This is a genomic window from Stenotrophomonas maltophilia group sp. msm1 (assembly GCF_032025805.1).
Classification (GTDB): Bacteria; Pseudomonadota; Gammaproteobacteria; order Xanthomonadales; family Xanthomonadaceae; genus Stenotrophomonas; species Stenotrophomonas hibiscicola.
The window spans coordinates 543,149-567,852 of the sequence record NZ_JAVSKH010000001.1; the positions used below are offsets into that span (position 1 = coordinate 543,149).

General features: G+C 67.0%; 25 protein-coding genes. 10 read left to right on the top strand and 15 right to left on the bottom strand.

Annotation, left to right across the window (positions count from 1 at the left end; genetic code table 11):
* Nucleotide 1: 1 nt before the first annotated feature.
* From ROV95_RS02460 to ROV95_RS02475, 4 genes are all read right to left on the bottom strand, one after another.
* On the bottom strand, nucleotides 2–1,297 hold the full coding sequence (locus ROV95_RS02460; protein ID WP_312542722.1) for an ABC transporter permease: 1,296 nt from the start codon (nucleotides 1,295–1,297) through the stop codon (nucleotides 2–4).
* 321 nt (nucleotides 1,298–1,618) lie between these two features.
* The gene (locus tag ROV95_RS02465; protein WP_312542724.1) at nucleotides 1,619–1,834 is read right to left on the bottom strand and encodes a hypothetical protein; all 216 of its coding nucleotides are present in this window, start codon (nucleotides 1,832–1,834) and stop codon (nucleotides 1,619–1,621) included.
* Nucleotides 1,831–2,484 carry a sigma-70 family RNA polymerase sigma factor gene (locus ROV95_RS02470; protein ID WP_312542726.1) on the bottom strand — a complete coding sequence of 218 codons (654 nt, stop codon included), beginning with the start codon at nucleotides 2,482–2,484 and terminating at the stop codon, nucleotides 1,831–1,833. The genes ROV95_RS02465 and ROV95_RS02470 overlap by 4 nt, the downstream gene beginning before the upstream one ends.
* 37 nt (nucleotides 2,485–2,521) lie before the next feature.
* Complete coding sequence (locus ROV95_RS02475; protein ID WP_010482336.1) at nucleotides 2,522–2,851, bottom strand: hypothetical protein; 330 nt, start codon at nucleotides 2,849–2,851, stop codon at nucleotides 2,522–2,524.
* Nucleotides 2,852–3,018: 167 nt separating this feature from the next.
* Between ROV95_RS02475 and ROV95_RS02480 the strand changes: the two genes are divergently transcribed.
* From ROV95_RS02480 to hemF, 5 genes are all read left to right on the top strand, one after another.
* Nucleotides 3,019–5,388 (top strand): S9 family peptidase, encoded by a 2,370-nt coding sequence (locus ROV95_RS02480; protein WP_312542729.1) that lies wholly within the window; start codon nucleotides 3,019–3,021, stop codon nucleotides 5,386–5,388.
* The gene (locus ROV95_RS02485; protein WP_233653548.1) at nucleotides 5,385–5,804 is read left to right on the top strand and encodes an NUDIX domain-containing protein; all 420 of its coding nucleotides are present in this window, start codon (nucleotides 5,385–5,387) and stop codon (nucleotides 5,802–5,804) included. The genes ROV95_RS02480 and ROV95_RS02485 overlap by 4 nt, the downstream gene beginning before the upstream one ends.
* 30 nt (nucleotides 5,805–5,834) lie before the next feature.
* Nucleotides 5,835–6,395 (top strand): hypothetical protein, encoded by a 561-nt coding sequence (locus tag ROV95_RS02490; protein ID WP_111102304.1) that lies wholly within the window; start codon nucleotides 5,835–5,837, stop codon nucleotides 6,393–6,395.
* A gap of 141 nt (nucleotides 6,396–6,536) precedes the next feature.
* Nucleotides 6,537–8,183: a hypothetical protein gene (locus tag ROV95_RS02495; protein WP_312542742.1), complete on the top strand. Its 1,647-nt coding sequence runs from the start codon at nucleotides 6,537–6,539 to the stop codon at nucleotides 8,181–8,183.
* Between the two features lie 39 nt (nucleotides 8,184–8,222).
* On the top strand, nucleotides 8,223–9,119 hold the full coding sequence (hemF, locus tag ROV95_RS02500) for an oxygen-dependent coproporphyrinogen oxidase (protein ID WP_021203513.1): 897 nt from the start codon (nucleotides 8,223–8,225) through the stop codon (nucleotides 9,117–9,119).
* Between the two features lie 36 nt (nucleotides 9,120–9,155).
* On the opposite strand, the gene ROV95_RS02505 is transcribed toward hemF, so the two are convergent.
* Nucleotides 9,156–9,635, bottom strand: a complete 480-nt coding sequence (locus tag ROV95_RS02505; protein ID WP_312542744.1) for a YetF domain-containing protein — start codon at nucleotides 9,633–9,635, stop codon at nucleotides 9,156–9,158.
* A gap of 354 nt (nucleotides 9,636–9,989) precedes the next feature.
* On the bottom strand, nucleotides 9,990–12,764 hold the full coding sequence (polA, locus tag ROV95_RS02510) for a DNA polymerase I (RefSeq protein WP_134735302.1): 2,775 nt from the start codon (nucleotides 12,762–12,764) through the stop codon (nucleotides 9,990–9,992).
* Between the two features lie 98 nt (nucleotides 12,765–12,862).
* Between polA and ROV95_RS02515 the strand changes: the two genes are divergently transcribed.
* Nucleotides 12,863–13,147 (top strand): DUF2782 domain-containing protein, encoded by a 285-nt coding sequence (locus tag ROV95_RS02515; protein WP_005411628.1) that lies wholly within the window; start codon nucleotides 12,863–12,865, stop codon nucleotides 13,145–13,147.
* Between the two features lie 148 nt (nucleotides 13,148–13,295).
* On the opposite strand, the gene ROV95_RS02520 is transcribed toward ROV95_RS02515, so the two are convergent.
* Complete coding sequence (locus tag ROV95_RS02520) at nucleotides 13,296–13,742, bottom strand: universal stress protein (protein ID WP_005420335.1); 447 nt, start codon at nucleotides 13,740–13,742, stop codon at nucleotides 13,296–13,298.
* Nucleotides 13,743–13,925: 183 nt separating this feature from the next.
* Here ROV95_RS02520 and ROV95_RS02525 point away from each other — a divergent pair, with 183 nt between their 5' ends.
* Nucleotides 13,926–14,072: a hypothetical protein gene (locus ROV95_RS02525; RefSeq protein ID WP_191850324.1), complete on the top strand. Its 147-nt coding sequence runs from the start codon at nucleotides 13,926–13,928 to the stop codon at nucleotides 14,070–14,072.
* Between the two features lie 160 nt (nucleotides 14,073–14,232).
* On the opposite strand, the gene ROV95_RS02530 is transcribed toward ROV95_RS02525, so the two are convergent.
* From ROV95_RS02530 to rpmB, 6 genes are all read right to left on the bottom strand, one after another.
* Nucleotides 14,233–14,787 (bottom strand): hypothetical protein, encoded by a 555-nt coding sequence (locus ROV95_RS02530; protein WP_312542749.1) that lies wholly within the window; start codon nucleotides 14,785–14,787, stop codon nucleotides 14,233–14,235.
* A 121-nt stretch (nucleotides 14,788–14,908) separates the two neighbouring features.
* Nucleotides 14,909–17,101 (bottom strand): DNA helicase II, encoded by a 2,193-nt coding sequence (gene uvrD / locus ROV95_RS02535; RefSeq protein WP_312542751.1) that lies wholly within the window; start codon nucleotides 17,099–17,101, stop codon nucleotides 14,909–14,911.
* A 9-nt stretch (nucleotides 17,102–17,110) separates the two neighbouring features.
* The gene (locus ROV95_RS02540) at nucleotides 17,111–18,532 is read right to left on the bottom strand and encodes an FAD/NAD(P)-binding protein (RefSeq protein WP_312542753.1); all 1,422 of its coding nucleotides are present in this window, start codon (nucleotides 18,530–18,532) and stop codon (nucleotides 17,111–17,113) included.
* A 45-nt stretch (nucleotides 18,533–18,577) separates the two neighbouring features.
* The gene (gene cls, locus ROV95_RS02545; protein WP_312543803.1) at nucleotides 18,578–19,996 is read right to left on the bottom strand and encodes a cardiolipin synthase; all 1,419 of its coding nucleotides are present in this window, start codon (nucleotides 19,994–19,996) and stop codon (nucleotides 18,578–18,580) included.
* A 237-nt stretch (nucleotides 19,997–20,233) separates the two neighbouring features.
* Nucleotides 20,234–20,401: a 50S ribosomal protein L33 gene (gene rpmG / locus ROV95_RS02550; protein WP_169411268.1), complete on the bottom strand. Its 168-nt coding sequence runs from the start codon at nucleotides 20,399–20,401 to the stop codon at nucleotides 20,234–20,236.
* A 10-nt stretch (nucleotides 20,402–20,411) separates the two neighbouring features.
* The gene (gene rpmB, locus ROV95_RS02555) at nucleotides 20,412–20,648 is read right to left on the bottom strand and encodes a 50S ribosomal protein L28 (protein WP_005411638.1); all 237 of its coding nucleotides are present in this window, start codon (nucleotides 20,646–20,648) and stop codon (nucleotides 20,412–20,414) included.
* A gap of 278 nt (nucleotides 20,649–20,926) precedes the next feature.
* Between rpmB and ROV95_RS02560 the strand changes: the two genes are divergently transcribed.
* The gene (locus ROV95_RS02560) at nucleotides 20,927–22,141 is read left to right on the top strand and encodes a glycosyltransferase (RefSeq protein WP_312542756.1); all 1,215 of its coding nucleotides are present in this window, start codon (nucleotides 20,927–20,929) and stop codon (nucleotides 22,139–22,141) included.
* A gap of 13 nt (nucleotides 22,142–22,154) precedes the next feature.
* Here ROV95_RS02560 and dnaQ read toward each other — a convergent pair whose 3' ends face one another.
* On the bottom strand, nucleotides 22,155–22,664 hold the full coding sequence (gene dnaQ / locus ROV95_RS02565; protein WP_312542758.1) for a DNA polymerase III subunit epsilon: 510 nt from the start codon (nucleotides 22,662–22,664) through the stop codon (nucleotides 22,155–22,157).
* Between the two features lie 55 nt (nucleotides 22,665–22,719).
* Entirely contained in the window at nucleotides 22,720–23,613 is an 894-nt protein-coding gene (locus tag ROV95_RS02570) for a LysR family transcriptional regulator (protein ID WP_312542760.1), read from the bottom strand.
* A 108-nt stretch (nucleotides 23,614–23,721) separates the two neighbouring features.
* Here ROV95_RS02570 and ROV95_RS02575 point away from each other — a divergent pair, with 108 nt between their 5' ends.
* Both ROV95_RS02575 and ROV95_RS02580 read left to right on the top strand, forming a co-directional pair.
* Entirely contained in the window at nucleotides 23,722–24,120 is a 399-nt protein-coding gene (locus tag ROV95_RS02575) for a RidA family protein (RefSeq protein WP_312542762.1), read from the top strand.
* Between the two features lie 228 nt (nucleotides 24,121–24,348).
* On the top strand, nucleotides 24,349–24,681 hold the full coding sequence (locus tag ROV95_RS02580; protein ID WP_010482368.1) for a hypothetical protein: 333 nt from the start codon (nucleotides 24,349–24,351) through the stop codon (nucleotides 24,679–24,681).
* Nucleotides 24,682–24,704: the final 23 nt, after the last annotated feature.

Below are 24,704 nucleotides of genomic sequence, written 5' to 3' on the forward strand. Positions count from 1 at the left end.
TTCAGGCAGCCCCCTTCGCAAAGGCATTCGACAGGGAGCTGACCCTGCAGATTTCAAACGACGGGACCAATGAACAGAGCAACGTCGTGACGACTCCCAGGCCAGCGGCCATCAGCAATGCCCCAGCATGCATCGCGGTTATCGCGCTGGGCAGAACGTCTCCCGCAGCAACCACCCGGATTCCCAGCATATAGGTGACGACAGCGAGCGCACTGCTTGCGGCTGCCGCCGCGATGGATTCCCACATGAGCTGGATGAACACGTCCCGGCGTCGCGCGCCCAGTGCACGTCGTATCGCGAGCTCCCGCCGACGGCGCCCCAGACTGAAGCTGAGCAGCGCCGCCGCGTTGACGATGCACACACCGAGAAGGATCAGTGACAGCCGAAGCTGCATCCTGGCCCGCTCTGGAACCAATCCCACCCTGTCCAGCCACTCCATCAACGGCCAGAGTGCCACCTGCTGGGTGCCTGGTTCGATCCGAAGGTCCTTTGCCTGTGCATAGGCATTCAGATTCGCCCGGTAGGCGGCGACATCATCCGCGGTGGGCAGCCACGCCCACAATTGAAGCCATGACACGTTGGCTCCTGCAGGGTCCGTGTCCTGGTCACCTCCCCAAATCGCCGTCCCGTCCACAACAGTCAGCCTGTCTGCGATTGCGGTCTCAACCGGCAGGTAGATCTCGTCGGGTTCCACAAACGGCCGGCGTGTGAGATCTCCCTGAAACATCGGCACCGGATGCCAGTCCTCCGCGACACCCACAACGGTATAGGTGCGCCTGCCCAGTTCCAACCGATGACCAACACAGTCCTGTGCACACTCACGCGCGGCGAGCGCACGCGAAAGCACCACGATTCGACTCGCAGCATGCCCCTCCTCGGCGGTCCATGCCCGTCCTTGAACAACGGCAATGCCAAGCACACTGAAGACTTCCGACGTAGCGAACCTCGCACGCAGCCTTGCGCTGGACTCTCCCGGCCGGGAGAGCGTCACCGCCCCGCCCGCCATGGCGGCCTGCTTCCACGACCTCCCCTGGCCCAGAAGCGCCTTCGCATCTGGCCAGGTCAGTGCCTGTCCCGGATCCGGGGAACCACTGCGCAGGGCATCTGGACGCGCGTCAAGGTACGGGCGGAACAATGCGGAGCTCCGGCCTGGCGTGGGATCCGACGATGCCTGGAGAACAATGGAGAGCATCACGGTGGTGATCCCTACCCCCGCACCCAGCATGAGAGCGATTGCCAGATGAGTGCCGATCCGTTGCTTGAATCGGGCAAGCGAAAGCTGGATGTAGTAGAGCATCATCCAACTGCATCCGGCGTTGGATTACTGGCGCACCTGTCCATGTGATTCTCACTCCATACCCGTGGAAGCTGATGGTTGAGAGTCTCTGATTGTGAAACTCCGACTCAAGCGGAGGCATGGAGTTTGCAACTTTCCTCAGGAAACACACGTAGCTCGCGGACCCTGGATAGAGCGACTGCCACTGATGACGAGGCCGACGTGACGGAGTCTGACGGGAAAGGCCAACTGCCGACGCGGAGACAACGCCCGACGCTTGGATATCTGATCGGAAGTTGGAGGAAGAAACGTCCCAAAGCAGTTGCGGGCGTCAATGTTCTTCTAGCCCCAGAAGTACCAGGCCGCTGCAGCCAACAGCGCGCCAAACAACAGCACCTGCACCACCACATAGCCCACGCCACTGCCGCGCGACTCAGCGGCAATGCGCTTCTGCAGCGCCTCGCTCACATTCGGTGTCTGTTCCTGCTGCGCCTGCTCACGCAACGCCTGCGCCAGCGCGCGCTTTTCCGCATCGCGAGGGTCGGTCGGTGGGTTCACAGCAGTTCTCCGGCGGCGGCATGCCGCGTCAGTTCCTGCCTCAGGACCTGGCGCGCGCGGTGCAGGTGACTCTTGATGGTACCGCGTGCCAGCCCAGTCACCTGCTCGATCTCGGCCAGATCGAAATCCTCCAGGTAATGCAGGCCGACGATCAGCCGCTGCGGTGCACTCAGCCGTTCCAGCGCCTCGCCAAGATGGCGACCAGCCTGCAGCGCCTCGCTCAGTTCAGCCGGCCCCGGCCCTTCATCGCCAATACCCAGTTCCTCGGGTACTTCCACCGCCACCATCCATTGCGCCTCCAGCCGTCGCCGGCGCAGGTGCTGCAACGCCGTGGTGTAAGCCACCCGTGAAACCCAGGTGCGCAAAGAGGATTCAAAGCGGAACCGGTGCAGCTGGCGGAACGCGGCCAGGAAGGTTTCCTGCAGCAGGTCAGCCACCTGGTCGCGGTCGCCCACCATGCGTCCGATCACATGCGCGCAGGTGCGCTGGTGGGTCTCCACCAGCTGCGCGAAGGCCGACTGCGAGCCGTCGATGATGGCCCGCACCAAGGCTTGGTCCGCATCCAGCGGTTCGATGGGTGCCGCCGTCGCCGCCGTATCGTGGCGGCGATGGCCCCGCAGTGCCGACAATGCTTCGCCGAGCAGGCTCATCTATGGGGCGCCCCCTGTGCCCATGGCATGGGCCGGCTCAGCCCTTGCGCGCGGCAGGGCGGGTGAAGTGCCAGGCCAGCAGCTGGCCAAGGCCGGCGCTGCCGACCATCGCAGCGGCGGCGCCGAAGGTCAGTTCGCGTGCACCGATCGCCTCCAGCAGGCCCATCGCCACGGCCAAGCTGACCAAGCTGATGCCCCAGCGCAGCGCGCCCTGGCGGCGGCGCTCTTCTTCCAGCACGGCCAGCGAGCGGATCACTTCCTCGGGCACGTGCGGGGCCACCAGCTTGCTGCGGGCGCGGGCATCGGCAATGGCGTGGATCGCGTAGGCGATGCAGATGAAGAGGGTGATCGGGATCAACTCCTGCATGGTCGGGCTCCTGTTCGGTGGATGATGCGGGTTCAGAAGAATGGATGCGCGACCACGGCAACCGGTTGCGCCACTTTGCCAATCCCGCTGCCATGACCTGTGGCCCCTGCCCCCGGCCCGGACGGCTGCTACCCTTGGCCGGTTTCCTCTTCTGGTGCCGTCCGCCCATGTCCCGAGTGCTGCCCCTGTCCCTCCTGCTGTCGGCCGTGCTGGCCGCACCGGCCGCGCACGCCGCGCCGACGCCGATCACCATTGAACAGGCGATGGCCGACCCGGACTGGATCGGTCCGCCGGTCGAGAAGGCCTGGTGGTCGTGGAACAGCCAGCAGGTGGAGTACCAGCTCAAGCGCAGCGGCAGCCCGGTACGCGACACCTTCCGCCAGCCGGTGGCTGGTGGCGTGGCCGCGCAGGTGGCCGATGACCAGCGCGGCACCCTGGACGTGGCCGAGCCGGTCTATGACCGCAGCCGCAGCCGCAGTGCCTTCGTCCGCAATGGCGACGTGTTCGTGCGTGACCTGCGCAGCGGCGCGCTGACCCAGCTGACCCGCAGCAACGAGCGCGCGGGCAACGTGAACTTCGCCGCCGACAATGGCGTGATCTGGCGCGTCGGCCAGAACTGGTTCCACTGGACCGCCGCCAGCGGCGTGCAGCAGGTGGCCAGCCTGAAGGCCGAGAAGGACCCGCGCACGCCGCCGAAGGCCGACGTGCTGCGCGACCAGCAGCTGCGCACGCTGGAAACCCTGCGCCGCGACCGTGACCAGCGCGAAGCACTGAAGGACCAGGACCAGCGCTGGCGCCAGGCCGACCCGACGCGTGCGCCGGGCCCGGTGTACCTGGGCGCCGACGTGGAGATCGCCGACAGCGTGCTGTCGCCGGACCTCACCCACCTGATCGTGGTGACCAAGCCGAAGGACTTCGACGACGGCCGCACCAGCAAGATGCCGCTGTACGTGACCGAATCGGGCTACGAGGAAACCGAGGACACCCGCACCCGCGTCGGCCGCAACGGCTTCGAGCCGCACACGCTGTGGTACGTGGACGTGCGCACCGGCAAGGCCGAAAAGCTCTCGCTGGCCAGCCTGCCGGGCATCAGCACCGACCCGCTGGCCGAACTGCGCCGCAAGGCCGGCAAGGACGCGCTGAAAGGTGAGCGCAGCGTGCAGGTGATGAGCGACTTCATGGGCGGCGGCATCCGCTGGAGCGCCGATGGCCAGCAGGCCGCGGTGATGCTGCGTGCCAACGACAACAAGGACCGCTGGATCATCAGCGTCAACGCTGCCGACGGCCGTGTGCAGAACCGCCACCGCCTGACCGACAACGCCTGGATCAACTGGGGCTTCAACGATTTCGGCTGGATGGCCGATGGCCGCACGCTGTGGCTGCTGTCGGAGGAATCGGGCTTCTCGCACCTGTATACCCAGGCCGGCACGGCCAAGCCGCAGGCGCTGACCAGCGGCAAGTGGGAAACCTCGGCGCCGGTGCCGTCGGCCGATGGCAAGGGCTTCTACTTCCTGTGCAACCAGCAGGCGCCGCATGACTACGAAGTCTGCGCGGTCGACACCGGCAGCCGCCAGGTGCGCGAGCTGACCAGCCTCAACGGCGTGGAGGATTTCTCGCTGTCGCCGGACGGCCAGCAGCTGCTGGTGCGCTACTCCGGCGCCTACCTGCCGCCGCAGCTGGCCGTGCTGCCCAGTGCCGGTGGCCAGGCACGCGTGCTGACCGACACCCGCACCGCCGACTACAAGGCGCGCCAGTGGATCCAGCCGAAGCTGGTGGCAGTGCCGTCCAAGCATGGTGCTGGCGTGGTCTGGGCCAAGTACTACGAACCGGAAAACAAGGAACCGGGGAAGAAGTACCCGATCGTGATGTTCGTGCACGGCGCCGGCTACCTGCAGAACGTGCACCAGCGCTACCCGGCCTACTTCCGCGAGCAGATGTTCCACAACCTGCTGGTGCAGAAGGGCTACATCGTGCTGGACATGGATTACCGCGGCAGCGAGGGCTACGGCCGCGACTGGCGCACGGCGATCTACCGCAACATGGGCCACCCGGAACTGGAAGACTACAAGGACGGCCTGGACTGGCTGGTCGACACCCAGCAGGGTGACCGCGACCACGCCGGCATCTACGGTGGTTCCTACGGCGGTTTCATGACCTTCATGGCGCTGTTCCGCTCGCCGGGCACCTTCAAGGCCGGCGCCGCGCTGCGCCCGGTGGTGGACTGGCACAACTACAACCACGGCTACACCAGCAACATCCTCAACACCCCGGACATCGACCCGGAGGCGTACCGCGTTTCCTCGCCGATCGAGTATGCACAGAACCTGCAGGACAACCTGCTGATCGCCCACGGCATGATGGATGACAACGTGTTCTTCCAGGATTCGGTGAACCTGACCCAGCGCCTGATCGAACTGCACAAGGACAACTGGTCGATCGCACCATATCCGCTGGAGCGCCACGGCTACGTCCGCGCCGATTCCTGGCTGGACCAGTACAAGCGCATCCTCAAGCTGTTCGAGCAGAACCTGAAGTGAGCAACGCCGCAGCCACGATCCGGATCGTGGCTGCGGTCATCCTGGATGACCGCGGCCAGGCGCTGGTGGTGCGCAAGCACGGTGCACGCCGCTTCATCCAGCCAGGTGGCAAGCCCGAACCCGGCGAAGCGCCCCTGCAGGCGCTGGCCCGCGAGCTGGACGAGGAACTGGGGGTACAGCTGTGCGCCGATGCCGCCATCGCGCTGGGCACGTTCGAGGACTGGGCGGTAAACGAGCCCGACCACCGCGTGCAGGCACAGGCCTGGTGGGTGCAGGTGGACGGTGCGCCGCAGGCGCGCGCCGAGATCGCCGAGCTGGCCTGGGTGCCGCTGCAACCGCCGCATGGCCTGCCCTTGGCACCCTTGAGCGAACACCATATCCTGCCGGCGGTCGCCACCCGGGTGACGGTCCGCTGAGCAGGCGGGCGCCGACTGCAAGGACATCGGATGTCAATGTCGATCCCGTCGATCCCCTCGCCGCCGTCCCCGGCCTATCACGCCTGGGTGCGCCCGGTGGCACAGGCCTCGTTCTGGCTGTCACTGCTGCTGACGATCTACTTCGTGCTGCAGGGACTGGTGCTGTGGCCGCTGAACCACCTTGCGCTGTGGCACCTGGTGGAAAGCGAAGTGCAGCACCAGCAGCTGCACAGCCTGGTCTGGCTGCTGGCGCACCCGGTGGCCGCGTCAATGATCGTCGCGCTGTTGTGCCTGGCCTCGACCGTGTCCAGCTGGGGCCTGCTGCGTGAACGTCGCTGGGGCCTGTGGAGCTTCGTGGTGCTGCTGCTGTTGAGCGGCTTGAGCAACTTCGCAGTCGCCTGGTGGCTGGACGTGTTCATGCGCGACCTCATCCCATTGCTGGCCGATGACCCGGCCCTTCTGCAGGAGCTGCAGCTGAAACGCTGGCTGATCACGCTGACCGTGGTCGGCATGTCGTTCGTGCTTCTCGGCCTGCAGGGCTGGCTGGCCTGGCGCCTGCTGCGCCCCGACGTGCGCGCGCGCTTCCGCTGAGCTCTCGCCCCCGGCATTTTTGACGCGAACGACCTGCCCGGCACAGACGCCGTGACCGCAGCACAGGCGTTCCAGCGGGTTTGATTGCGGATCGGTGGCGGTTGGCTATCGTGGCCCGCGTCTTTCTGCCCTGGCTCCAAGATGCCTCCTTTCGCCCCACGCCACCTGATTCCGGCCTTCATTGCCTTGTTGCTGCTGACCTGGGCGCAGCAGGCGGCCGCAACCGGTCTGCCACGCTGTGGCCTATTCGCGGCCGAAGGCGGTGGCAACCAGCTGCGCGTGGATGGGCCTGACCGCGGGGTGGCGAAGAACACGCACATCTCTGATCGGCCCTTCGTTGTCCAAGAGATCGATGGCGAGCTGAGCCTCGTCAACCTCACCTTCGGAGTTACATCTGGACTGAACGTCCAGCGTGGCGGTCGCGTCCTGCAACAGGGCAACACGCGCTACCGCCTGATCCAGCCAGCGGCGTGCCTGCCCCCGGTCGAGCACGCGCCAGGCAGCTGCCTGGCAGATGCCCAGCGCTGCCTTGACAGGCATCATCATGAGCTGAGCCTGACGGCGCTGGAATCGGCCTGTGCCGAAGGGGTTCCATTTCTGTGCCAGCGCCTGCCCGATCGCTATCGCGAGGCTGACCAGGCCCCCGGCAGCGATACACCGACCGAAGCACAGATCGCGGTGATACAGGCCACGATGGAAAAGGAGATGGCCGAGATGGACTTCCCCCGCCAGTGTCGCAAGGATGACCCTGCGGCCGACACCGAGGCCTGCATGGCCATCCTGGAAGAGCGGCCAGAGCTGGTCGAGGCCGTCGCCACTGCCATCCGCACGGCCTCGATGGCGGCCAAGATGGTTGAAGTGTTCTCGCCTGCAGCCAAGCCTGCGCTGTCCGACGCGCGATTGCAGCGCCTGCAGGACCTATGCACGCAGGTGGGTGAAAGTGACTTCTGCATGGAGGTTGCCACCCTGCAGTGGACCGCCGGCAATCTGCAGGACGGCAGGGCGGCGTTGCAGATGGCCTGCGAAGGCGGCAACGAGACGTCCTGCCGGCAGGCGGCTGCACTGCGGGCGCTGGATGGGGAGCTGTTGCCGCAGGCCGCCAGCGCCGTGCCCTGTGGCCACTACGTGGCCTCCGGCGGGCTGTTGGACGAACTGACGTTCGGCGATGGTGGACTGGTGGAGGTGGGCTACGGTTCGCGGGTGCGTGCACGCGTGCAGGACGGCCAGATCCGCATGCGCCACGAGCTGGGGGGTGACTACGTGCTGCAACCGTTGGCCAACGGTGACCTGCTGGGGCTGGACGATTCGATGCGTTTTGAGCGCTTCCAGCGACAGCCGGGAAGTGCCCAGTGCAGCGCACCGCTGGTGTTCGACGAAATCCCATTCCCGCAGGATTGCCCACGCGCGTCGGTCGACGGCGAAGCAGAAACCTGCTGCGCGGCCGGCAGGATGCAGGGCTGCAATGTGCTGGGCAGCCGCGCCGCGCTGGGCGGGAAGTGGGTCGAGGCCAGCCAGCACTACCAGAAGGTGTGCCAGGCCGGCATCCGCGAAGGCTGTGAAAACCTGGCCAGCGTGATGGAGAACAGCAGCAGTGTGGACGTCCGCCCCATGCTTGAGGCCGTCTGCGAGACCGAGGGCAGTGGCCGCCACGTGGCATGTGACGTGCTGGCGACGCGCAACTGGAGCTTGCTGGGTTTCGGCCAGGCCTTGCAGCGTGCTGTCCAGGAGCAGTCGGCGGACGAGGATCAGACCGGACCGGCGCCACGCACCCCCAACCACAAGCAGTAAGGGGCTTGCCTCCCCGGGCCCTGCGGTAAAGTACGCGCCATGAATGAATTCGAGCGCGTGCGCACCTACCTCACCGACCTGCAGGACCGCATCTGTGCGGCAATCGAGGCCGTCGATGGCCGGGCCCGCTTCCAGGAAGACCTGTGGCAGCGTGCAGAGGGCGGTGGCGGGCGTACCCGCGTGCTGCGCGACGGTGCGGTGTTCGAGCAGGCCGGCATCGGCTTCTCCGACGTTGCTGGCAGCCGCCTGCCGCCGTCGGCCTCGGCCAACCGCCCGGAACTGGCGGGCGCCTCCTGGCGCGCCACCGGCGTGTCGCTGGTGTTCCACCCGCTCAACCCGTACGTGCCGACCACCCATGCCAACGTGCGCTTTTTCCAGGCGCAGCGCGACGGTGAAGTGGTGGCCAGCTGGTTCGGCGGCGGCTTCGACCTGACCCCGTTCTACCCGTTCGACGAGGACGTGCAGCACTGGCACCGGGTCGCACGCGATCTGTGTGCACCGTTCGGCGACGAACGCTACGCCGCGCACAAGCGCTGGTGTGATGAGTACTTCTTCCTGCGCCACCGCAACGAAACGCGCGGCGTCGGCGGTCTGTTCTTCGACGACCTGCACGGCGACTTCGAGCGCGATTTCGATTATCTGCGCGCGGTCGGCGATGGCTTCCTCGACGCCTACCTGCCGATCGTGCAGCAGCGCAAGGACGCCATCTATGGCGAGCGCGAACGCGAGTTCCAGCTGTACCGCCGCGGCCGCTACGTGGAATTCAACCTGGTCTACGACCGCGGCACCCTGTTCGGGCTGCAGAGCGGTGGCCGCAGCGAAAGCATCCTGATGAGCCTGCCGCCGCGGGTGCGCTGGGAATACGGCTTCTCGCCCGAACCCGGCAGCCCCGAATCGCGCCTGGCCGATTACCTGGTGCCGCGCGACTGGCTCTGAGGGGTGTCGTCGCGCGGGGCGTGGGCTCGGCGCTGGTCAGCTGCCCTTCCGCGCGATGATGGTGATGTGCCCTGTCGTCTCCAGCAGGGCAATCTGCACATCTTCAATCTGCAGCCCGCCCTGCTGGCGCAGCGCGGCATCGAAGTCGGCGCGGCTGATCAGCTCGCGGCGAAGTACCGCCTCGAACAGGCGACCATCGCGCGCGATTACGGTGGGTTCTCCTTCGATCAACCGCTCCATGCGCCGATTCCGGGTGGTGAGCCAGCCCACCCCGTAGTTCAGCAGGACCAGGGTCGCCGCCAGCAGCAGGCCGCCGCCCAGCGAGGTATCCGTGCCCAGCAGCGCGTTCTGCACCGCGTTGCCCAGCAGCACGATCAGCAGCACGTCGAACGGCGTGATCTGCCCCAGAGCCCGCTTGCCGCCCAGCCGGACCATGCCCAGCACCACGACGTAGACCACCACCGCGCGCAGGATGAATTCCCACCACGGCATGGCCAGGGCGAACAGGTCGGGCATGGTCTTCCCCTGCGGAACGGTGGCCCAGCCTAGCACCTGGGGTCAGATCCCTCTGCCCCATCAGCGCCCGGGGTATGCCATCGGCACAAATAAAAAGCCCCGCTGACCAGGGGGAGGTCAACGGGGCCGGGGAACGGGCACTTGGGGAGGAGTCCCCGTTCCGAGATCTGCTCCAGGGGATGGGAGAGATCCACAACAGGCATTGCGCCTGTCGGGAGTTATAGAAGCACTCCGAACACTAACGGTTCGTGAAGGGGCCCCATTTAATGAAATTCAATCGGGGCAACATTCATGGTCGAGTCAGAAACCCCCGACTCATGAACAAATTCACGTCGTTTTCGGCCCGGAATGCGGTCAGTGCGCTTCATCCCAGTTGCTGCCGACGCCCGTATCGACCACCAGCGGCACCCGCAGTTTGGCCGCTTGCGACATGCGTTCCACCACCTGCAAGCGCAAGTCTTCCACGAAACTGCTTTCGGTTTCGAACACCAGTTCATCGTGCACCTGCAGGATCATCCGTGCCGGTGCCCCGCTGTCGCGCAGCCACTGGTCCACATCCACCATCGCGCGCTTGATGATGTCGGCGGCTGTGCCCTGCATCGGCGCGTTGATCGCGGCGCGCTCGGCCCCGGCACGCAGGCCCTGGTTGCGGGCGTGGATGTCGTTCAGGTACAGGCGGCGGCCGAACAGGGTTTCCACATAGCCCTGGTCGCGGGCCTGCTGGCGCATCCGCTCCATGAAGTCGCGCACGCCCGGGTAGCGGCTGAAGTACAGCGCCACATAGTCCTGCGCCTGGCCGCGGTCGATGCCCAGGTTGCGGGCCAGGCCGAAGGCGCTCATGCCGTACATCAGGCCGAAGTTGATCGCCTTGGCGGCGCGGCGCTCGTTCGGGGTCACCTCCTCCAGCGTGCGCCCGAACACCTCGGCGGCGGTGGCACGGTGCACGTCGGCACCCTGCTCGAAGGCGCGCACCAGGCCCGGGTCCTCGGACAGGTGCGCCATGATCCGCAGCTCGATCTGCGAATAGTCGGCGGCCAGCAGCTGGCAGCCTTCCGGGGCGATGAACGCGCGGCGGATGCGACGACCGTCCTCGGTGCGGATCGGGATGTTCTGCAGGTTCGGGTCCGACGAGGACAGGCGGCCGGTAGCGGCGCCGGACTGGTGGTAGCTGGTGTGCACCCGGCCGGTGTCCGGATTGACCATCTCCGGCAGCTTGTCGGTGTAGGTGCTGCGCAGCTTGGCCAATCCGCGGTAGTCGAGGATCACCCGCGGCAGTTCATGCTGGTCGGCAATCGCCTCCAGCGCCTCTTCATTGGTGCTGGGCTGGCCCTTCGGGGTCTTCACCACCGCCGGCAGCTTCAACTCGTCGAACAGCACCGCCTGCAACTGCTTGGGCGAATCCAGGTTGAAGCTGCGGCCGGCCAGCTCGGTGGCCTTCTGCTGCGCGGCCAGCATGCGCGAGGACAGGTCCTGGCTCTGCCGGCGCAGCTCGTCGGTGTCGATCCGCACGCCGTTGGCTTCGATGCTGGCCAGCACCGGCACCAGCGGCATCTCGATGTCGCGGTACACGCTGTCCAACGCCGGCTCGGCCAGCAGCTGCGGCTGCAGCGCGCGATGCAGGCGCAGGGTGATGTCGGCGTCTTCGGCCGCATAGCGGCTGGCTTCGTCGATGCCCACCTGCGAGAACGGAATCTGCTTGGCGCCCTTGCCGGCCACGTCCTCGAACTTGACGGTGCTGTAGCCCAGGTAACGCAGGGCCAGCGAATCCATGTCGTGACGGGTGGCGGTGGAGTTGAGCACGAAGCTCTCGAGCATGGTGTCGTCGTGGTAGCCCTGCACGTCCACGCCGTGGCGGCGCAGCACATGCAGGTCGTACTTGCCATGCTGGCCCAGCTTCTTCTTCGCCGGGTCCTGCAGCGCCGGGCGCAGTGCGTCCAGCACCTGCTGCGCTGGCAGCTGGACCGGAGCCCCCGGGTAATCATGGCCCACCGGAATGTAGGCCGCCCTGCCCGGCTCGACCGCCAGGCTGATGCCGACCAGGCGCGCGCGCATCGCGTCCAGCGCATCGGTTTCGGTGTCGAAGCTGATCAGGTCGGCCTGCTGCAGGCGCTCGACCCAGGCCTGCAGCTGCTCGGCGGTCAGAACGGTCTCGTATTCACCCGGCGCGGACAGTGCCGGATCCAGCGTGCCGGCGGCGGGCGCCTCGGCGCTGCCCCGCGCGAAGCCGGCCGCGGTACCGCGCAGGCTCGGGGTGGCCTCGCTGGCCGCTGCCGGCGCCGGCACAGGCGCACCCAGTTCCTTCAGGGCCTGGGTGAAGCCGTAGCGCGTATACAGTTCGGTCAGCTCCGGCACGTCCTGCTCGCGCAGCGCCAGGCTGGTCGGGCTGGCCTCGAGCGCCAGGTCGGTGCGGATGGTCACCAGCTCGCGGTTCAGCGGCAGGCGCTCCAGCGCGGCGCGCAGGTTCTCGCCGATCTTGCCCTTCATGGTCGGCGCGGCCGCCATCACCCCGTCCAGGTGCTGGTACTCGGCCAGCCACTTGGCAGCGGTCTTCGGCCCGCACTTCTCCACGCCCGGCACGTTGTCGACCGCGTCGCCCATCAGCGCCAGCAGGTCGACGATCTGATCGGCGCGCACGCCGAACTTGTCCATCACCGCCGCGTCGGAATCCATGCGGCTGCCGGTCATGGTATTGACCAGCTCGATGCCCGGGCGCACCAGCTGGGCGAAGTCCTTGTCGCCGGTGGAGATGGTCACCTTCAGGTCCTGCGCCAGGCCCTGCAGCGCAAGCGTGCCGATCACATCGTCGGCTTCCACGCCGGGGATGCGCAGGATGCTGATGCCCAGCGCTTCGACGATGCGGCACATCGGCTCGACCTGGCTGCGCAGCTCATCGGGCATCGGCGGGCGGTTGGCCTTGTACTGGTCGTACAGGTCATCACGGAAGGTCTTGCCGGGCGCATCGACCACGAACGCGACGTAGGCCGGGCGTTCTTTCAGCGTCGAACGCAGCATGTTGACCACGCCGAACAGCGCGCCGGTGGGCTCACCCTGTGCATTGGACAGGGGCGGCAGCGCGTGGAACGCGCGGTACAGGTAACTGGACCCGTCGATCAGGACTAATCTGCTCATGCGCCGATTCTACGCGCCCGTGCCTGCACCGCGACGACACGGCCCGCACCTGGCGATGGGGCATAATCAGGGCTCTCTCCAGGCAAAGGCCCCTGCCGATGAAGACCCTGATGCTGGCTTCCCTGCTCCTGCTCGCTGGCTGCGCCAGCATGGGTGGCGCAGGTGCTCCCCCGGTGGACGTCAAGGGCGCCGATGTCTCCAAGCGCACTATGGACAACGGCGATGTCATCGAGGAATACCGTGTGTCCGGCCAGCTGCGCATGGTCAAGGTGACGCCGTCGCGCGGTGCCCCGTTCTACATGTACGACAAGAACGGCGATGGCCGATTCGACAACGACAAGGATGGCGTGTCGCCGGTGTACTGGAAGCTGTACAGCTGGTGATGTGACCGGGGTCGGATCCCTGCGATCCAGTAGATCCACGCCATGCGTGGATTCACCCCAGCCCCCTACAAAAAACAACGCCGGCACGCATCCTGCGCACCGGCGTCGGGTCCCCTCCCCGGGGAACGCTTGAATCAGCGGGTATGGATCAGCGGATGACCAGCACCGGCAGCGTGCTGCGCGCCAGCACCTCGGCGGTCTGGCTGCCCAGCAGCACGCGGGTCACGCCCCGGCGGCCATGCGAGGTCATCACGATCAGGTCGCTGTTGCGCTCGGCCGCCGTCTCGATGATGCCGTCGGCCGCGTAGCGGTCCAGCACGTGCACCGGGTTGGCGGTGATGCCCTGCTCGGCGGCCTTGGCCAGCGCCGGCTGCAGCACCTTCTGCGCGCCTTCCTCGCGGTCGGCCTTGTACTCGGGGCTGTTCATGTAGCCCACGCTCCAGCCCATGGCATCGTACATGCCGACGGCCCACGGCTCGGAGACAGTCACGATATCGACCTCGGCATTGAGGTCCTTGGCCAGTTCCAGGCCCTTGGCCAGGCCTTTGTCGGCCAGCTCGGACCCGTCGGTGGCAATCAGGATGCGCTTGTACATGGTGGGGCTCCGTAGCGATCTGCCAGATGGGAACGACACCATTACACACCGGATGTGCAGGCTGCGCCTTGAGCAGGATCAATCCGGCGCCGCGCAGCGGCGTGTGCGCACCGCCGGCTTGCGTACCCGATCACTGCGGCGCAAGCTGGGTAGGCGGCGCCGCGCCGCCTTGGGAGAACCCGCATGCAGGACGGCAAGCCGACATCACGCTCCCCGCTCAGGATCATCCTGTGGAGCCTCATCGCCGCCTTCGTGCTGTTCTGCGGCGGTTATTACCTGGGCAAAGATCTTGCCCAGCGCGACAACGCCCGGCAGTCAGCCGGCCGATAGCCTGCTTCTGTAGAGCCGAGCCCATGCTCGGCTGCTTCTGGCGGGAAAAGCAGCCGAGCATGGGCTATGCCGGTCGTCCTGACCGGCACCCTTCGGGCCGTCGCAAGCGACGTTGGCAGCGGCTCCTGCCGCTACCTTCGGCTCTACATCAGGCCCGCCTTCAGGCGATCTGCACGATGCGCGCATTCTGGCACAGCGGGTAGCTGGCCACGAACTCGTCAATCGCATCGCGCATCGCCTCGAACGATTGGCCGTACATGTACAGCGCGGTCTCGCTCGGGCCCTGCCACCAGCTGCAGATCTCGCCCAGGCCGTCGATGTTCTCCGACAGCTGTTCGAACACGTGGTTGGAATCGCACTGCTCGTAGACTTCGTCCGGCAGGTTCAGGCCATCCAGATAGATGCCGAGGCCCTCGGTCACGCCGAAGCTGCGATCAGCCTCGCCAGCCCTCTGCAGCTGCGAACCCTTCGGCGCGCCCAGCTGTTCCAGCAGGTCGATCAGCTTCGGCACGCCATCCGCACCGACCAGTGCCACTTCGATATCGCCGTATTCGACCTCACCCAGATCGGACATCGCAGTGCCGCCGCCCGTCAGCTCGCCCACCTGGGCCGCCTGCAGCAACGCGTCAAGCGGATCCTCGAACAGCTCGTGGCGATGCTCCGGCTGCAGCCGGGCGTTCAACTTCACGGTGACGTGCAGCGTGGGTTCGGTCATGGGGGCGTTCCTGGAAGAAGTGCCGCCTATTGTAGAGCCGAGCCCATGCTCGGCTGCTTTTGGCGGTAAAAGCAGCCAAGCATGGCTCGGCTCTACAGGAATTCCCGCCTCCCGACGGTGATCAGATCACCGTCAGGTTGGCGTAGGCCATCACCAGCCACTTGCTGCCGGCGTCGGCGAATTCGACCTGCACGCGGGCGTGCGCGCCGCTGCCTTCGTAGTCGGTCACCATGCCTTCGCCGAACTTGGGATGGGTGACCAGCGCGCCGAGCTTGACCGGCGGCGCCTCGATCGAGGCATGGCCCATCACCCGGCTGGCGCCCATGGAGGCCGGCCGCGAGACCTGCACCTTCGGGCGCACTTCGTGCAGCAGTTCGCGCGGAATCTCGCGCAGGAAGCGTGACGGCAGGCTGTAGTTGTCCTGGCCGTGGATGCGGCGCGATTCGGCATAGCTCAGCACCAGCTTCTGGCGCGCGCGGGTGATGCCGACGTAGGCCAGGCGGCGTTCTTCCTCCAGCCGCCCGCTTTCTTCCAGCGAACGTGCGCTGGGGAACAGGCCGTCTTCCATGCCCGCCAGGAACACCAGCGGGAATTCCAGGCCCTTGGCCGAGTGCAGGGTCATCAACTGCACACCGTCCTCGCCGGCCTGCGCCTGGCCTTCGCCGGCCTCCAGCGCGGCATAGGCCAGGAACGCGACCAGCTCGTCCATGTCCTCGCCCACTTCCTCGATGTCGTCGGCGCGGCGCACGAAGCGCGACGCCACCGAGACCAGTTCGTCGAGGTTGTCGGTACGCGATTCCGAATCCAGCGAGTTGCGGCTTTCCTTGCTCCAGTGCTCGCGCAGCTGCGAGCGGGCCAGCACGTGGTCCACCCGCTCGGCCAGGGTCATGTGCAGGGTCTGCGCCTGCAGCTCGTTGACCAGCCCCAGGAAGCCGGCCAGTGCATTGCGCGCACGTGCGGCCAGCGCGCTGCCCTGGGTGACCAGCATCGTCGCTTCCCACAACGAAATGCCCTGCGCACGCGCCTCGCGGCGCACTTCGTCCAGCGTGCGGTCGCCGATGCCCCGGGTGGGCGTGTTGACCGCGCGCTCGAAGGCGGCGTCATCGTTGCGGTTGGACAGCAGGCGCAGGTAGGCCAGTGCATCCTTGATTTCGGCACGCTCGAAGAAGCGCATGCCGCCATACACCCGGTACGGCACCTGTTCACTCAGCAGCGCTTCTTCCAGCGCGCGCGACTGCGCGTTGCTGCGGTAGAGCACGGCCACTTCAGTGTAGCTGCCACCGTCGCGCACCCACTGACGGGCGCGCTCGACGATGTAGCGTGCCTCGTCCATCTCGTTGTACGCGGCATACAGGTCGATCGGCTCGCCGTCGCCGCTGTCGGTCCACAGCTGCTTGCCGATGCGATCTGGGTTGTGCGCGATCACCGCGTTGGCGGCGCCGAGGATGTTGGCGGTGGAGCGGTAGTTCTGCTCCAAGCGGATGGTCTGCGCACCCGGGAAGTCGCGCAGGAAGCCCTGCACGTTCTCGACCTTGGCGCCGCGCCAGCCGTAGATGGCCTGGTCATCGTCACCGACCACGAACACGTGGCCGGAATCGCCGGCCAGCACGCGCACGAAGGCGTACTGGATGGCATTGGTGTCCTGGAACTCGTCCACCAGGATCTCGCGGAAGCGGGCGCGGTAATGCGACAGCAGCGCCGGGTTGTCACGCAGCAGTTCGTGCGCGCGCAGCAGCAGCTCGGCGAAGTCGACCAGGCCTGCGCGGTCGCAGCGCGCCTGGTACTCGATGTAGGCCTGGCGCATGGTTTCCAGCCACGCATCGTGCGGTTCGGGCTGGATGTGCTGCGGGCGGCGACCTTCGTCCTTCTGCGCGTTGATCCACCACGCGATCTGCTTGGCCGGGTATTTGCCGTCGTCCAGTTCCAGTGCCTGTACCACGCGCTTGACCAGCCGCAGCTGGTCGTCCGAGTCCATCACCTGGAAGCCTTCAGGCAGCTTCGCGTCCTGCCAGTGCAGACGCAGCAGGCGGTTGGCCAGGCCGTGGAAGGTGCCGATCCACATGCCGCGGCTGCCATGGGGCAGCTGGGCGTCGATGCGGTGGCGCATTTCGCCGGCCGCCTTGTTGGTGAAGGTCACCGCGAAAATGCCGTGGGTCGGCACGCCGTCGACTTCATGCAGCCAGGCGATGCGGTGGGTGAGTACGCGGGTCTTGCCGGAACCGGCACCGGCCAGCACCAGGTGGTGGCCGGGGGGAGCGGAGACGGCTTCGCGCTGGGCCGGGTTCAGGCCATCAAGCAGGTGGGAGACATCCATGCCCCCATTTTACGGCATCGCCGTCGCGGCTCCTGCGACCACTTCGGTGGCGAGCGCCTGCGCCTGCTGACGCAGTTCAGGCACCGCCAGGCTTTCCCACAGGCTGCCGATGCGCAGGCTGCCGAGCACGCCCAGCCGCGCCTGCGGCTGGCCACCGGCGGCGCGCAGGCGGTCGCCCGGCACCGTGCTGTCCAGGCCCAGCCCATGCGGGCCGGGGCGTGCCAGGCCCTCGGCCTGCAGCTGCTGCAGCAGCGGATTGCGCAACGCACTGGCGCGGATTTCCACGCCGGTGGCGTTGACCACACCGCCGATCGTCCAGTGCTGTTCATTGCCGTTGGCATCGCGACCCGACAGCCGCAGGGCATCGCCTTCGCGGCCGACGGATTGCAGGCGGGACCGGTGAATACGCAGTTGGCCGCTTTCGATCAGCGCCTGCAGCTGTGCGTCGACCTCTTCGGCGATGCGGTGGCGATGCACGTCCCAGTAGCGCACCACATGGCGCAGGAAGCGGCGCTGGTCGGCCGCGTCGAGGCTGCACCACAGCGCCTGCCCGTGCGGACGGATGCGGTCCATCACGCCCTGCCACGGCAGCCCGTCGGCCTGCGCCTGGCGAGCGAACCCGCGCAATGCGCGCAGGCGCTGGCGCAGGCGCATCGGCAGCAGCGTGGCCGGGTCGAACGTGGGCAGGCCGCCATGCGCATGCGGAAGCGGCAGCAGGCCATGGCGCGAGATCACGTGCAGCGGGCCGGTGTGGCCGGCGGCAACCAGCGCCAGCACGGTGTCGGCCATGCTCAGGCCGGAGCCGACGATGGCCACGGCCTGCTCACCGGCCAGGGTACGCACGCCGTCGTAGTCCCAGGCCTCGATCACATCATCGGCGGGCAGTGCCTCGGCACCGGCCACCGGCAGCGGTCGCATGCTGTTGCCGGTGGCGAGCACCGCCTGCGCGGCATGCAGCGTCTGGCCATCACCCAGCTGCAGCCGGTAACCATGGTCATTCGGTTGCAGGCCCAGCACCGGCTGCGCGATCACCTGCAGCTGCGCCGGGCTGGCCGCGGCGGCCTCCTGCAGGCGCTGCTGCAGGTACGCTGCAAAGTAATGGCGACACACGTAACGCTCGCCCAGCACCTCGCGCGCCTCGCCCGGGTAGGCGTTGGCAGCCGTCAGGTAGTCGAGGAAATCGCCGGGCTGGTCGGCAAACGCACTCATCTTTGCCGCCGGTACGTTCAGCAGGTGCTCCGGCCATGGCGTGGCATAAGCGATACCCTGGGCCAGCTGCGAGGCGGGTTCGAAGATGGCCAGCGCCAGCGGCGCGTGGGCCTGGCGCAGTACCTGGATCGCCACCAGCACCCCGGCCGCACCACCACCGATGATCGCCAGGTCCAGTTCGCCATTACGCGGTGAATCAGTCATGCGCCGATTGTAGGCCATCGGCGATGACGGGCCGGGTTGCCGAAGCGGGCGATTGCCGCCGCCTCACATCAACGCATCGGCCAGCCGTGCGATGCCTTCGCGGCTGCGCCGCCACGTGGGGCGGCTGCGCCACTGCTGCAGGTCCAGCTGCCGCGACTCGCGCAGGTAGCCATCCTCGATCGCACACAGCTGCTGCACCAGCGCGCGGTCGTAGCAGACCAGGCCGATCTCGGCATTCAGCGCGAATGAGCGGATGTCCATGTTGATCGAGCCGAGCACGGCGATGTCCTCGTCCACGCTCATGTGCTTGGCGTGCAGGAACTGCGGCTCGTACAGCGCGATGCGCACGCCACAGCGCAGCAGCTCGTCGTAGTACGCCTCCTGCGCCCACGAGGTCAGCCGCTGGTTGTTGCTGGCCGAGAGGATCAGCTGCACCTGCACGCCGGACAATGCGGCGATACGCAGCGCGCTCAACGTGGCCTCGTCGGGCACGAAATACGGGGTCACCATCACCAGCCGGCGCCGCGCCAGATGAATCAGCGCCGCAACCGCATCGCGCGCGTTGCTGTACGGGTAGGCCGGGCCGCTGGGCAGCAGCTGGGTGGCGATGTCGTCGCTGCACTCGGGCACATCGGCAATCACGTCCAGGCGCTGGCCGGTTTCCATGTACCAGTCGCTGGCGAACACCGCTTCCAGATGCGCCACCGCCGGGCCGCGCACGCGCGCCACCAGCTCGCGGTTCGGGTGGCTAGGCACGAACTGCGGGCCGGCCAGATTCTGCGAACCGACATAGGCCACTTCGTTGTCGATCACCGCGATCTTTCGGTGGTTGCGCAGGTCCATGCGGCCGCTGCGGCGCCAGCGCAGGCCACCGGGCAGCATCGCACGCACTTCGATATCGCGAGCTTCCAGGCGTTTGCGATAGGCGCGCAGGCCACGCTTGGCACCCACCGCGTCGAGCAGCACGCGGCACTGCACGCCCCGTGCAGCCGCACGCTGCAGTGCCTCGACGATAGCCTCGCCCACCGCGTCGTCGAACATCAGGTAGTACAGCAGGTGCACCCGGTCTTCGGCCTGGTCGATGTCGGCGATCAGCGTGTGCAGCGATTCGTCGTAGTCGGTCAGCAGATCGACGGCGTTGCCGTGCACCGGCATGAAATCGCCCTGGCGCTGCACCAGCGGCACGATCTCGGCGCTTGCGGTATCCGGCTGCGGGGTCCAGCGCAGGCGATGCTGCAGCGCCTGTTCCTCGCGGATGACCTGCGAGGCCTCGGCCTGGCGGCGGATGCGCTCACGCGAAAGCCACGGGTGGCCAAACAGCAGGTACAGCGGCAGGCCCAGCAGCGGCACGAAGCCCACCAGCAGCAGCCAGCTGCGCGCCGCCCCCGGCGTGGTGCGGGTGGGAATCCAGCACAGCGCGACCAGCCGGATCAGCCAGTCGATCAGCAGCAGATACGAACCCAGCAACCACTCGAACAGCATCGCGTCGCCCGTCGGGAGGTGATGGGCCATTCTGCCCAGCAGGATTTGTAGAGTCGAGCCATGCTCGACTGCCTTTCGAACCGACGGCAGAGAGCCAGCGTGTCGACCAGGGTCGACAGCTACCGGGTGCGGGGAGAGCGTGCCGACCAACGGTCGGCACCCACCACCTGGATGCCAGGCATGAAAAAACCCGCCACAAGGGCGGGTTTCTTCGCGGGGATCAGCAATCCGTGCGGATTACTTGATCTTGCCTTCCTTGTACAGGACGTGCTTGCGCACGACCGGATCGTACTTCAGGAATTCCATCTTCCCCGGGGTGTTCTTCTTGTTCTTGTCGGTCGTGTAGAAGTGGCCGGTACCGGCCGAGGAAATCATACGGACCTTATCGCGCTTGCCTGCCATGATGCTTTACTCCTCAGACCTTTTCGCCGCGCGCACGCAGCTCAGCCAGAACGGAATCAATGCCGTTCTTGTCGATGGTGCGCAGTGCATGCGCGGAAACACGAAGCTTGACCCAGCGGTTCTCGCTGGCCACCCAGAAACGGCGCTCGTGCAGATTCGGCAGGAAACGACGACGGGTCTTGTTGTTGGCGTGCGAGACGTTGTTACCCGTCTGCACTCGCTTGCCGGAAACCTGGCATACGCGGGACATTGCGCACCTCGATAGTAGTAGTTGTCAGCCCGTAGCCCGGGAGACGGCGGCCTCGATGGTTGCCCACCACACGTCAAGAGAATCAAAGGGTTACGCTGGCGTTGGGCGGCCGGGGACGTGCTCCCGGGGGCGCCGCCCGGTAGAAAACCGGACACAGCGAGCCGCGCATTATGCACGGGTTCAAGCACTTGCGCAAGTTACCCACAGGCTGCGGCTGAACCGGCAGGGCCGGGAGCCCGCCAACCGGCATACTGGCCCGGATCACTGCGGAGCTTTCCATGCGGCTGCTGGCCCTGACCTACGGAACCGAAGGCGATACGCGCCCGCTGGCCATGCTCTGCCATGGGCTGATCGGCGCAGGCCACGCGGTGACACTGCTGGCCGATGGCGGCACCCTGGGCAGCGCGCAGGCCCTGGATGTGCCCCACGCGGCCCTTGAGGGCGACATCCATGACGAAGTGGTCGCTCTGGTGTCGCGTGGCAACGGTGTTGCCGCCGCCAGTTCCGGTCTGGCACGGATGGCGCTGCAGCATGTCAGCGGCTGGATGCGCCAGGCCGATGCGGCCGCAGAAGGCTGCGATGCGATTCTGACCGGTGGCCTGGCGGCCTTTGTCGGCATGAGCGTGGGCGAACGCCGCGGAATGCCGGTCATCGGCACCGGCATGATCCCGCTGACCCCGACGCGGGCCTTCCGCTCTCCGTTCCTGCCACCGGGACGCTCGCCGGGCTGGTTGAACCGCGCCAGCTATGGGCTGGTCAACGGCCTGATCTGGCGCCAGTTCCGCCGGCCGATCAACGCGGCACGCCAGCAACTGGGGCAATCGCCGCGTCGCGCGTTGTGGTCCGGCCTGCCGATGCTCTATGGCATCTCGCCGCAGCTGCTGCCGCCACCGGCGGACTGGCCGGCCGACCACATCGTCTGTGGCCAATGGCGGCTTCCTGATGCGCCCTGGACGCCCCCGGTCGATCTGCAGGCCTTCCTCGATGCCGGGCCGCCGCCGGTGTACCTGGGCTTTGGCAGCATGACCGGGTTTGATCGCGAGCGCGTGCTGCCGGCCCTGCTGCAGGCGCTGGCACCGCGCCGGGTGCTGCTGTTCCCGGGGTGGGCCGGGCTGCCGACGGGTGCGCTGCCAGCAGATGTGTTCGTGCTCGGCCCGACGCCACACGAAGCACTGTTCCCGCATTGCGCACTCGCCATCCACCATGGTGGCAGCGGCACCACGCATTCGGCCTGCCGCGCCGGCATTCCCTCGCTGGTGATGCCGTTCGCCGCGGATCAGTTCTTCTGGGCCGATCGCCTGCATCGGTTGGGCGTGGCACCGGCACCGTTGTCACCGAAGCGACTGGATGCAGCAACGCTGGCGGCAGCCATCACCTTCGCTGAAACCGACGCAACACGTGCACGTGCGGCTGCCTTGGGCGTGGCGATGAGCAAGGAGGACGGGGTGGCATGCGGCATTGAAATGATCGAGCGCTGGGTGCGGCCGGCGTAACAGCGGCCATGCCTCAGCGCAGGTGCGGAATCACCTGGGCCAGCAGATGGGCGTCCTTCAGTGCGCCATGCAGGCCACGCGCCCCTGGAATGCGCAGGCGCTGCAGCACGTCGTCCAGCTTGTTGCCCTGACCGGGCCAGCGCCCACGCGCCAGCTTCAGGCTGCAGGTGATGCGACAGTGCTGGGCCAGCGTGGCAGGAATGCCAGCCAGGCGCAGCTCATTGTCGAGGAAACCCACATCGAAGGTGGCGTTGTGCGCGACCATCTCGCTGCCGCGCAGGAAGTCCAGCAGTTCGGCGGCCTTGCTGGAAAACAGCGGCTTGCCCACCAGCATCGCATCGCTGATGCCATGCACGCGCTGTGCGCCCCAATCGACCCTGCGCTGCGGCTGCAGGTAGGTGTGGAACTGGCGACCGGTGAGCTGGCCATCGATCAGCTCGACGGCACCGATTTCGATCACCCGATGCCCCAGGCGGTGGGAGATGCCGGTGGTTTCGGTATCCAGTGCGACGATGCGACTCATGCGTGAGGCTGTTTCCTGTTGCGTGCTGTGGTGATTTTCGCACGCCCGGTGTGTGTCACCCCAGCGCTTCCACCACCCAATCAATGAACACCCGCAGCCGCTGGCTCATGTGCCGGTTCGGCGGGAACATCACGTGCATCGGCATCGGTGGCAGCTGCCAGTCCTGCAGCAGCGGCAGCAGTTCGCCACGCGCCACGTGCGGCGCGGCCATGTAGCTGGGCAGCGCGACCACGCCAAGCCCCGCCAACGCAGCGGCCAGATAGGCATTGCCGTCATCGAAGCCAACCGTATAGCGGCCCTGCACTTCTACGCGCTCCTCGCCGCGCTGTGCAACGAACACGCGTGCGCGGCCACTGCGCGGGCTGAGGAAGCCGACCATGTGATGATCAGGCCCTTCCAGCGCGCGCGGGTCGGTCGGCAGGCCGAAGCGCTGCACATAGCCTGGACTGGCGTGGAAGCCGATCGGCAGTGCAGTCAGCGGCCGCGCCACCAGCGCCGGGTCGGCCGGCGTGCCACCACGGATCACGCAGTCGACGTTGTCGGCGATGACATCGACCTCGCGGTCACTGACGCCGATGTCCAGCTGGATCTCCGGGTAACGCGCCTGGAAATCCGGCAGTGCGGGTACCAGCCGCAACCGCGCGTAGGGCCCCGGCACATCCACCCGCAGGCGGCCGCGCGGCTGGCTGGCTGCGTCACCCAGCCCGCCCTCCACCTCTTCCAGCTCGGCCAGCAGGCGGGCGATGCGCGGGTAGTAGGCCGCACCGTCGGCGGTGACGCTGACCCGGCGCGTGGTGCGGTTGAGCAGGCGCAGCCGCAGGTGTGCCTCCAGCTGCTGCACCAGCTGGGTGACCGTGGTGCGGCTGATCTGCAGGGTCTGCGCGGCGCGGGTGAAGCTGCCGGTTTCCACCACGCGGGCAAAGGCCCGCATCGCCTCGAAACGGTCCATGGCGGGCCATGATTGTTTGGGATTGGCAATCAATCTAGGCTGATCATCGCGGTTTATCCAGACAGCACTGGCGCGGAGGATGGCGTTCTCTCCCACGGGATCCTCCCCATGTCACAGCGTGATGTCGTTTTCCCCGCCGGCCGCCATGCCCTGTACGCGCGCAACCGCTACTCGCCGGCGATCCGGTCCAATGGCTTCCTGTTCGTCTCCGGCCAGGTCGGCAGCCGCGAGGACGGCTCGCCCGAACCGGACTTCGAAACCCAGGTGCGCCGCGCCTTCGAGAATCTCAATGCGGTGTTGGCTGCCGCCGGCTGCACCTTCGATGACGTGATCGACGTGACCGTGTTCCTGGTCGATCCGGAGAAGAACTTCGAGAAGGCCTGGGCGATCGTGCCCGAGTACTGGGGCGAGGCGCCGCACCCGACCCTGACCGGTATCGGTGTGACCTGGCTGTATGGGTTCCAGTTCGAGATCAAGGTGATCGCGAAGCTGCCTGCAGACCGGTAGTGCCGGCCGCTGGCCGGCAATGTGTCGGGGGTCGAAAAGCGTGTCGACCAAGGTCGACCCCTACCGGGGGGCTGAGCGCGCAACAGCAGCCGAGCATGGGCTCGGCTCTACAGAAGCGCAGCCCGGTGGGCCGAAAGGCCCGCCCCACCTGAACGGGAGATTCCGACGTATTCCCGAAGCGGCCATTGATATTGTATCCGGCGAAAACCGCTTGCTAGCCTCCCCTTCATGCGCTGGATCACCCGCCACCTCCGTTCGACCCTGCTGATGCTGCTGATGGCGGCATTCGTGGTCGTGCCGGTGGCCGATGCCCTGGCGTGCACGGTGGAACCGCATGCCAGCACGGTGCATGTGGAATCCGCACCGGATGCCGATGGCGATACCGACGGCAAGCATGTCGGTGCCTGTGGCCACAACCACTGCCACCACTCCAACCTGAGCCTGCCGGCGCACACGATCGCCGCCTTCGGGGCGCCACTGCCGGCGCGCTGGATGAGTGCGGGCGATGCGGCGGCCTATACGGTCGCCCAGGATGAATTGACGCGTCCACCCCGGGCGTGAGTTGAGCGCGTCCCGCGATTGCG

Bases quoted from the DNA above. Each gene is read 5' to 3' on its own strand.
- ROV95_RS02460 (WP_312542722.1), bottom strand. From the start codon at position 1,297: ATGCTCTACTACATCCAGCTTTCGCTTGCCCGATTCAAGCAACGGATC.
- ROV95_RS02470 (WP_312542726.1), bottom strand. From the start codon at position 2,484: ATGAGCCTGCTCGGCGAAGCATTGTCGGCACTGCGGGGCCATCGCCGC.
- ROV95_RS02475 (WP_010482336.1), bottom strand. From the start codon at position 2,851: ATGCAGGAGTTGATCCCGATCACCCTCTTCATCTGCATCGCCTACGCG.
- ROV95_RS02480 (WP_312542729.1), top strand. From the start codon at position 3,019: ATGTCCCGAGTGCTGCCCCTGTCCCTCCTGCTGTCGGCCGTGCTGGCC.
- ROV95_RS02490 (WP_111102304.1), top strand. From the start codon at position 5,835: ATGTCAATGTCGATCCCGTCGATCCCCTCGCCGCCGTCCCCGGCCTAT.
- ROV95_RS02495 (WP_312542742.1), top strand. From the start codon at position 6,537: ATGCCTCCTTTCGCCCCACGCCACCTGATTCCGGCCTTCATTGCCTTG.
- hemF (WP_021203513.1), top strand. From the start codon at position 8,223: ATGAATGAATTCGAGCGCGTGCGCACCTACCTCACCGACCTGCAGGAC.
- ROV95_RS02505 (WP_312542744.1), bottom strand. From the start codon at position 9,635: ATGCCCGACCTGTTCGCCCTGGCCATGCCGTGGTGGGAATTCATCCTG.
- polA (WP_134735302.1), bottom strand. From the start codon at position 12,764: ATGAGCAGATTAGTCCTGATCGACGGGTCCAGTTACCTGTACCGCGCG.
- ROV95_RS02515 (WP_005411628.1), top strand. From the start codon at position 12,863: ATGAAGACCCTGATGCTGGCTTCCCTGCTCCTGCTCGCTGGCTGCGCC.
- ROV95_RS02520 (WP_005420335.1), bottom strand. From the start codon at position 13,742: ATGTACAAGCGCATCCTGATTGCCACCGACGGGTCCGAGCTGGCCGAC.
- ROV95_RS02525 (WP_191850324.1), top strand. From the start codon at position 13,926: ATGCAGGACGGCAAGCCGACATCACGCTCCCCGCTCAGGATCATCCTG.
- ROV95_RS02530 (WP_312542749.1), bottom strand. From the start codon at position 14,787: ATGACCGAACCCACGCTGCACGTCACCGTGAAGTTGAACGCCCGGCTG.
- uvrD (WP_312542751.1), bottom strand. From the start codon at position 17,101: ATGGATGTCTCCCACCTGCTTGATGGCCTGAACCCGGCCCAGCGCGAA.
- ROV95_RS02540 (WP_312542753.1), bottom strand. From the start codon at position 18,532: ATGGCCTACAATCGGCGCATGACTGATTCACCGCGTAATGGCGAACTG.
- cls (WP_312543803.1), bottom strand. From the start codon at position 19,996: ATGCTGTTCGAGTGGTTGCTGGGTTCGTATCTGCTGCTGATCGACTGG.
- rpmB (WP_005411638.1), bottom strand. From the start codon at position 20,648: ATGTCCCGCGTATGCCAGGTTTCCGGCAAGCGAGTGCAGACGGGTAAC.
- ROV95_RS02560 (WP_312542756.1), top strand. From the start codon at position 20,927: ATGCGGCTGCTGGCCCTGACCTACGGAACCGAAGGCGATACGCGCCCG.
- dnaQ (WP_312542758.1), bottom strand. From the start codon at position 22,664: ATGAGTCGCATCGTCGCACTGGATACCGAAACCACCGGCATCTCCCAC.
- ROV95_RS02570 (WP_312542760.1), bottom strand. From the start codon at position 23,613: ATGGACCGTTTCGAGGCGATGCGGGCCTTTGCCCGCGTGGTGGAAACC.
- ROV95_RS02575 (WP_312542762.1), top strand. From the start codon at position 23,722: ATGTCACAGCGTGATGTCGTTTTCCCCGCCGGCCGCCATGCCCTGTAC.
- ROV95_RS02580 (WP_010482368.1), top strand. From the start codon at position 24,349: ATGCGCTGGATCACCCGCCACCTCCGTTCGACCCTGCTGATGCTGCTG.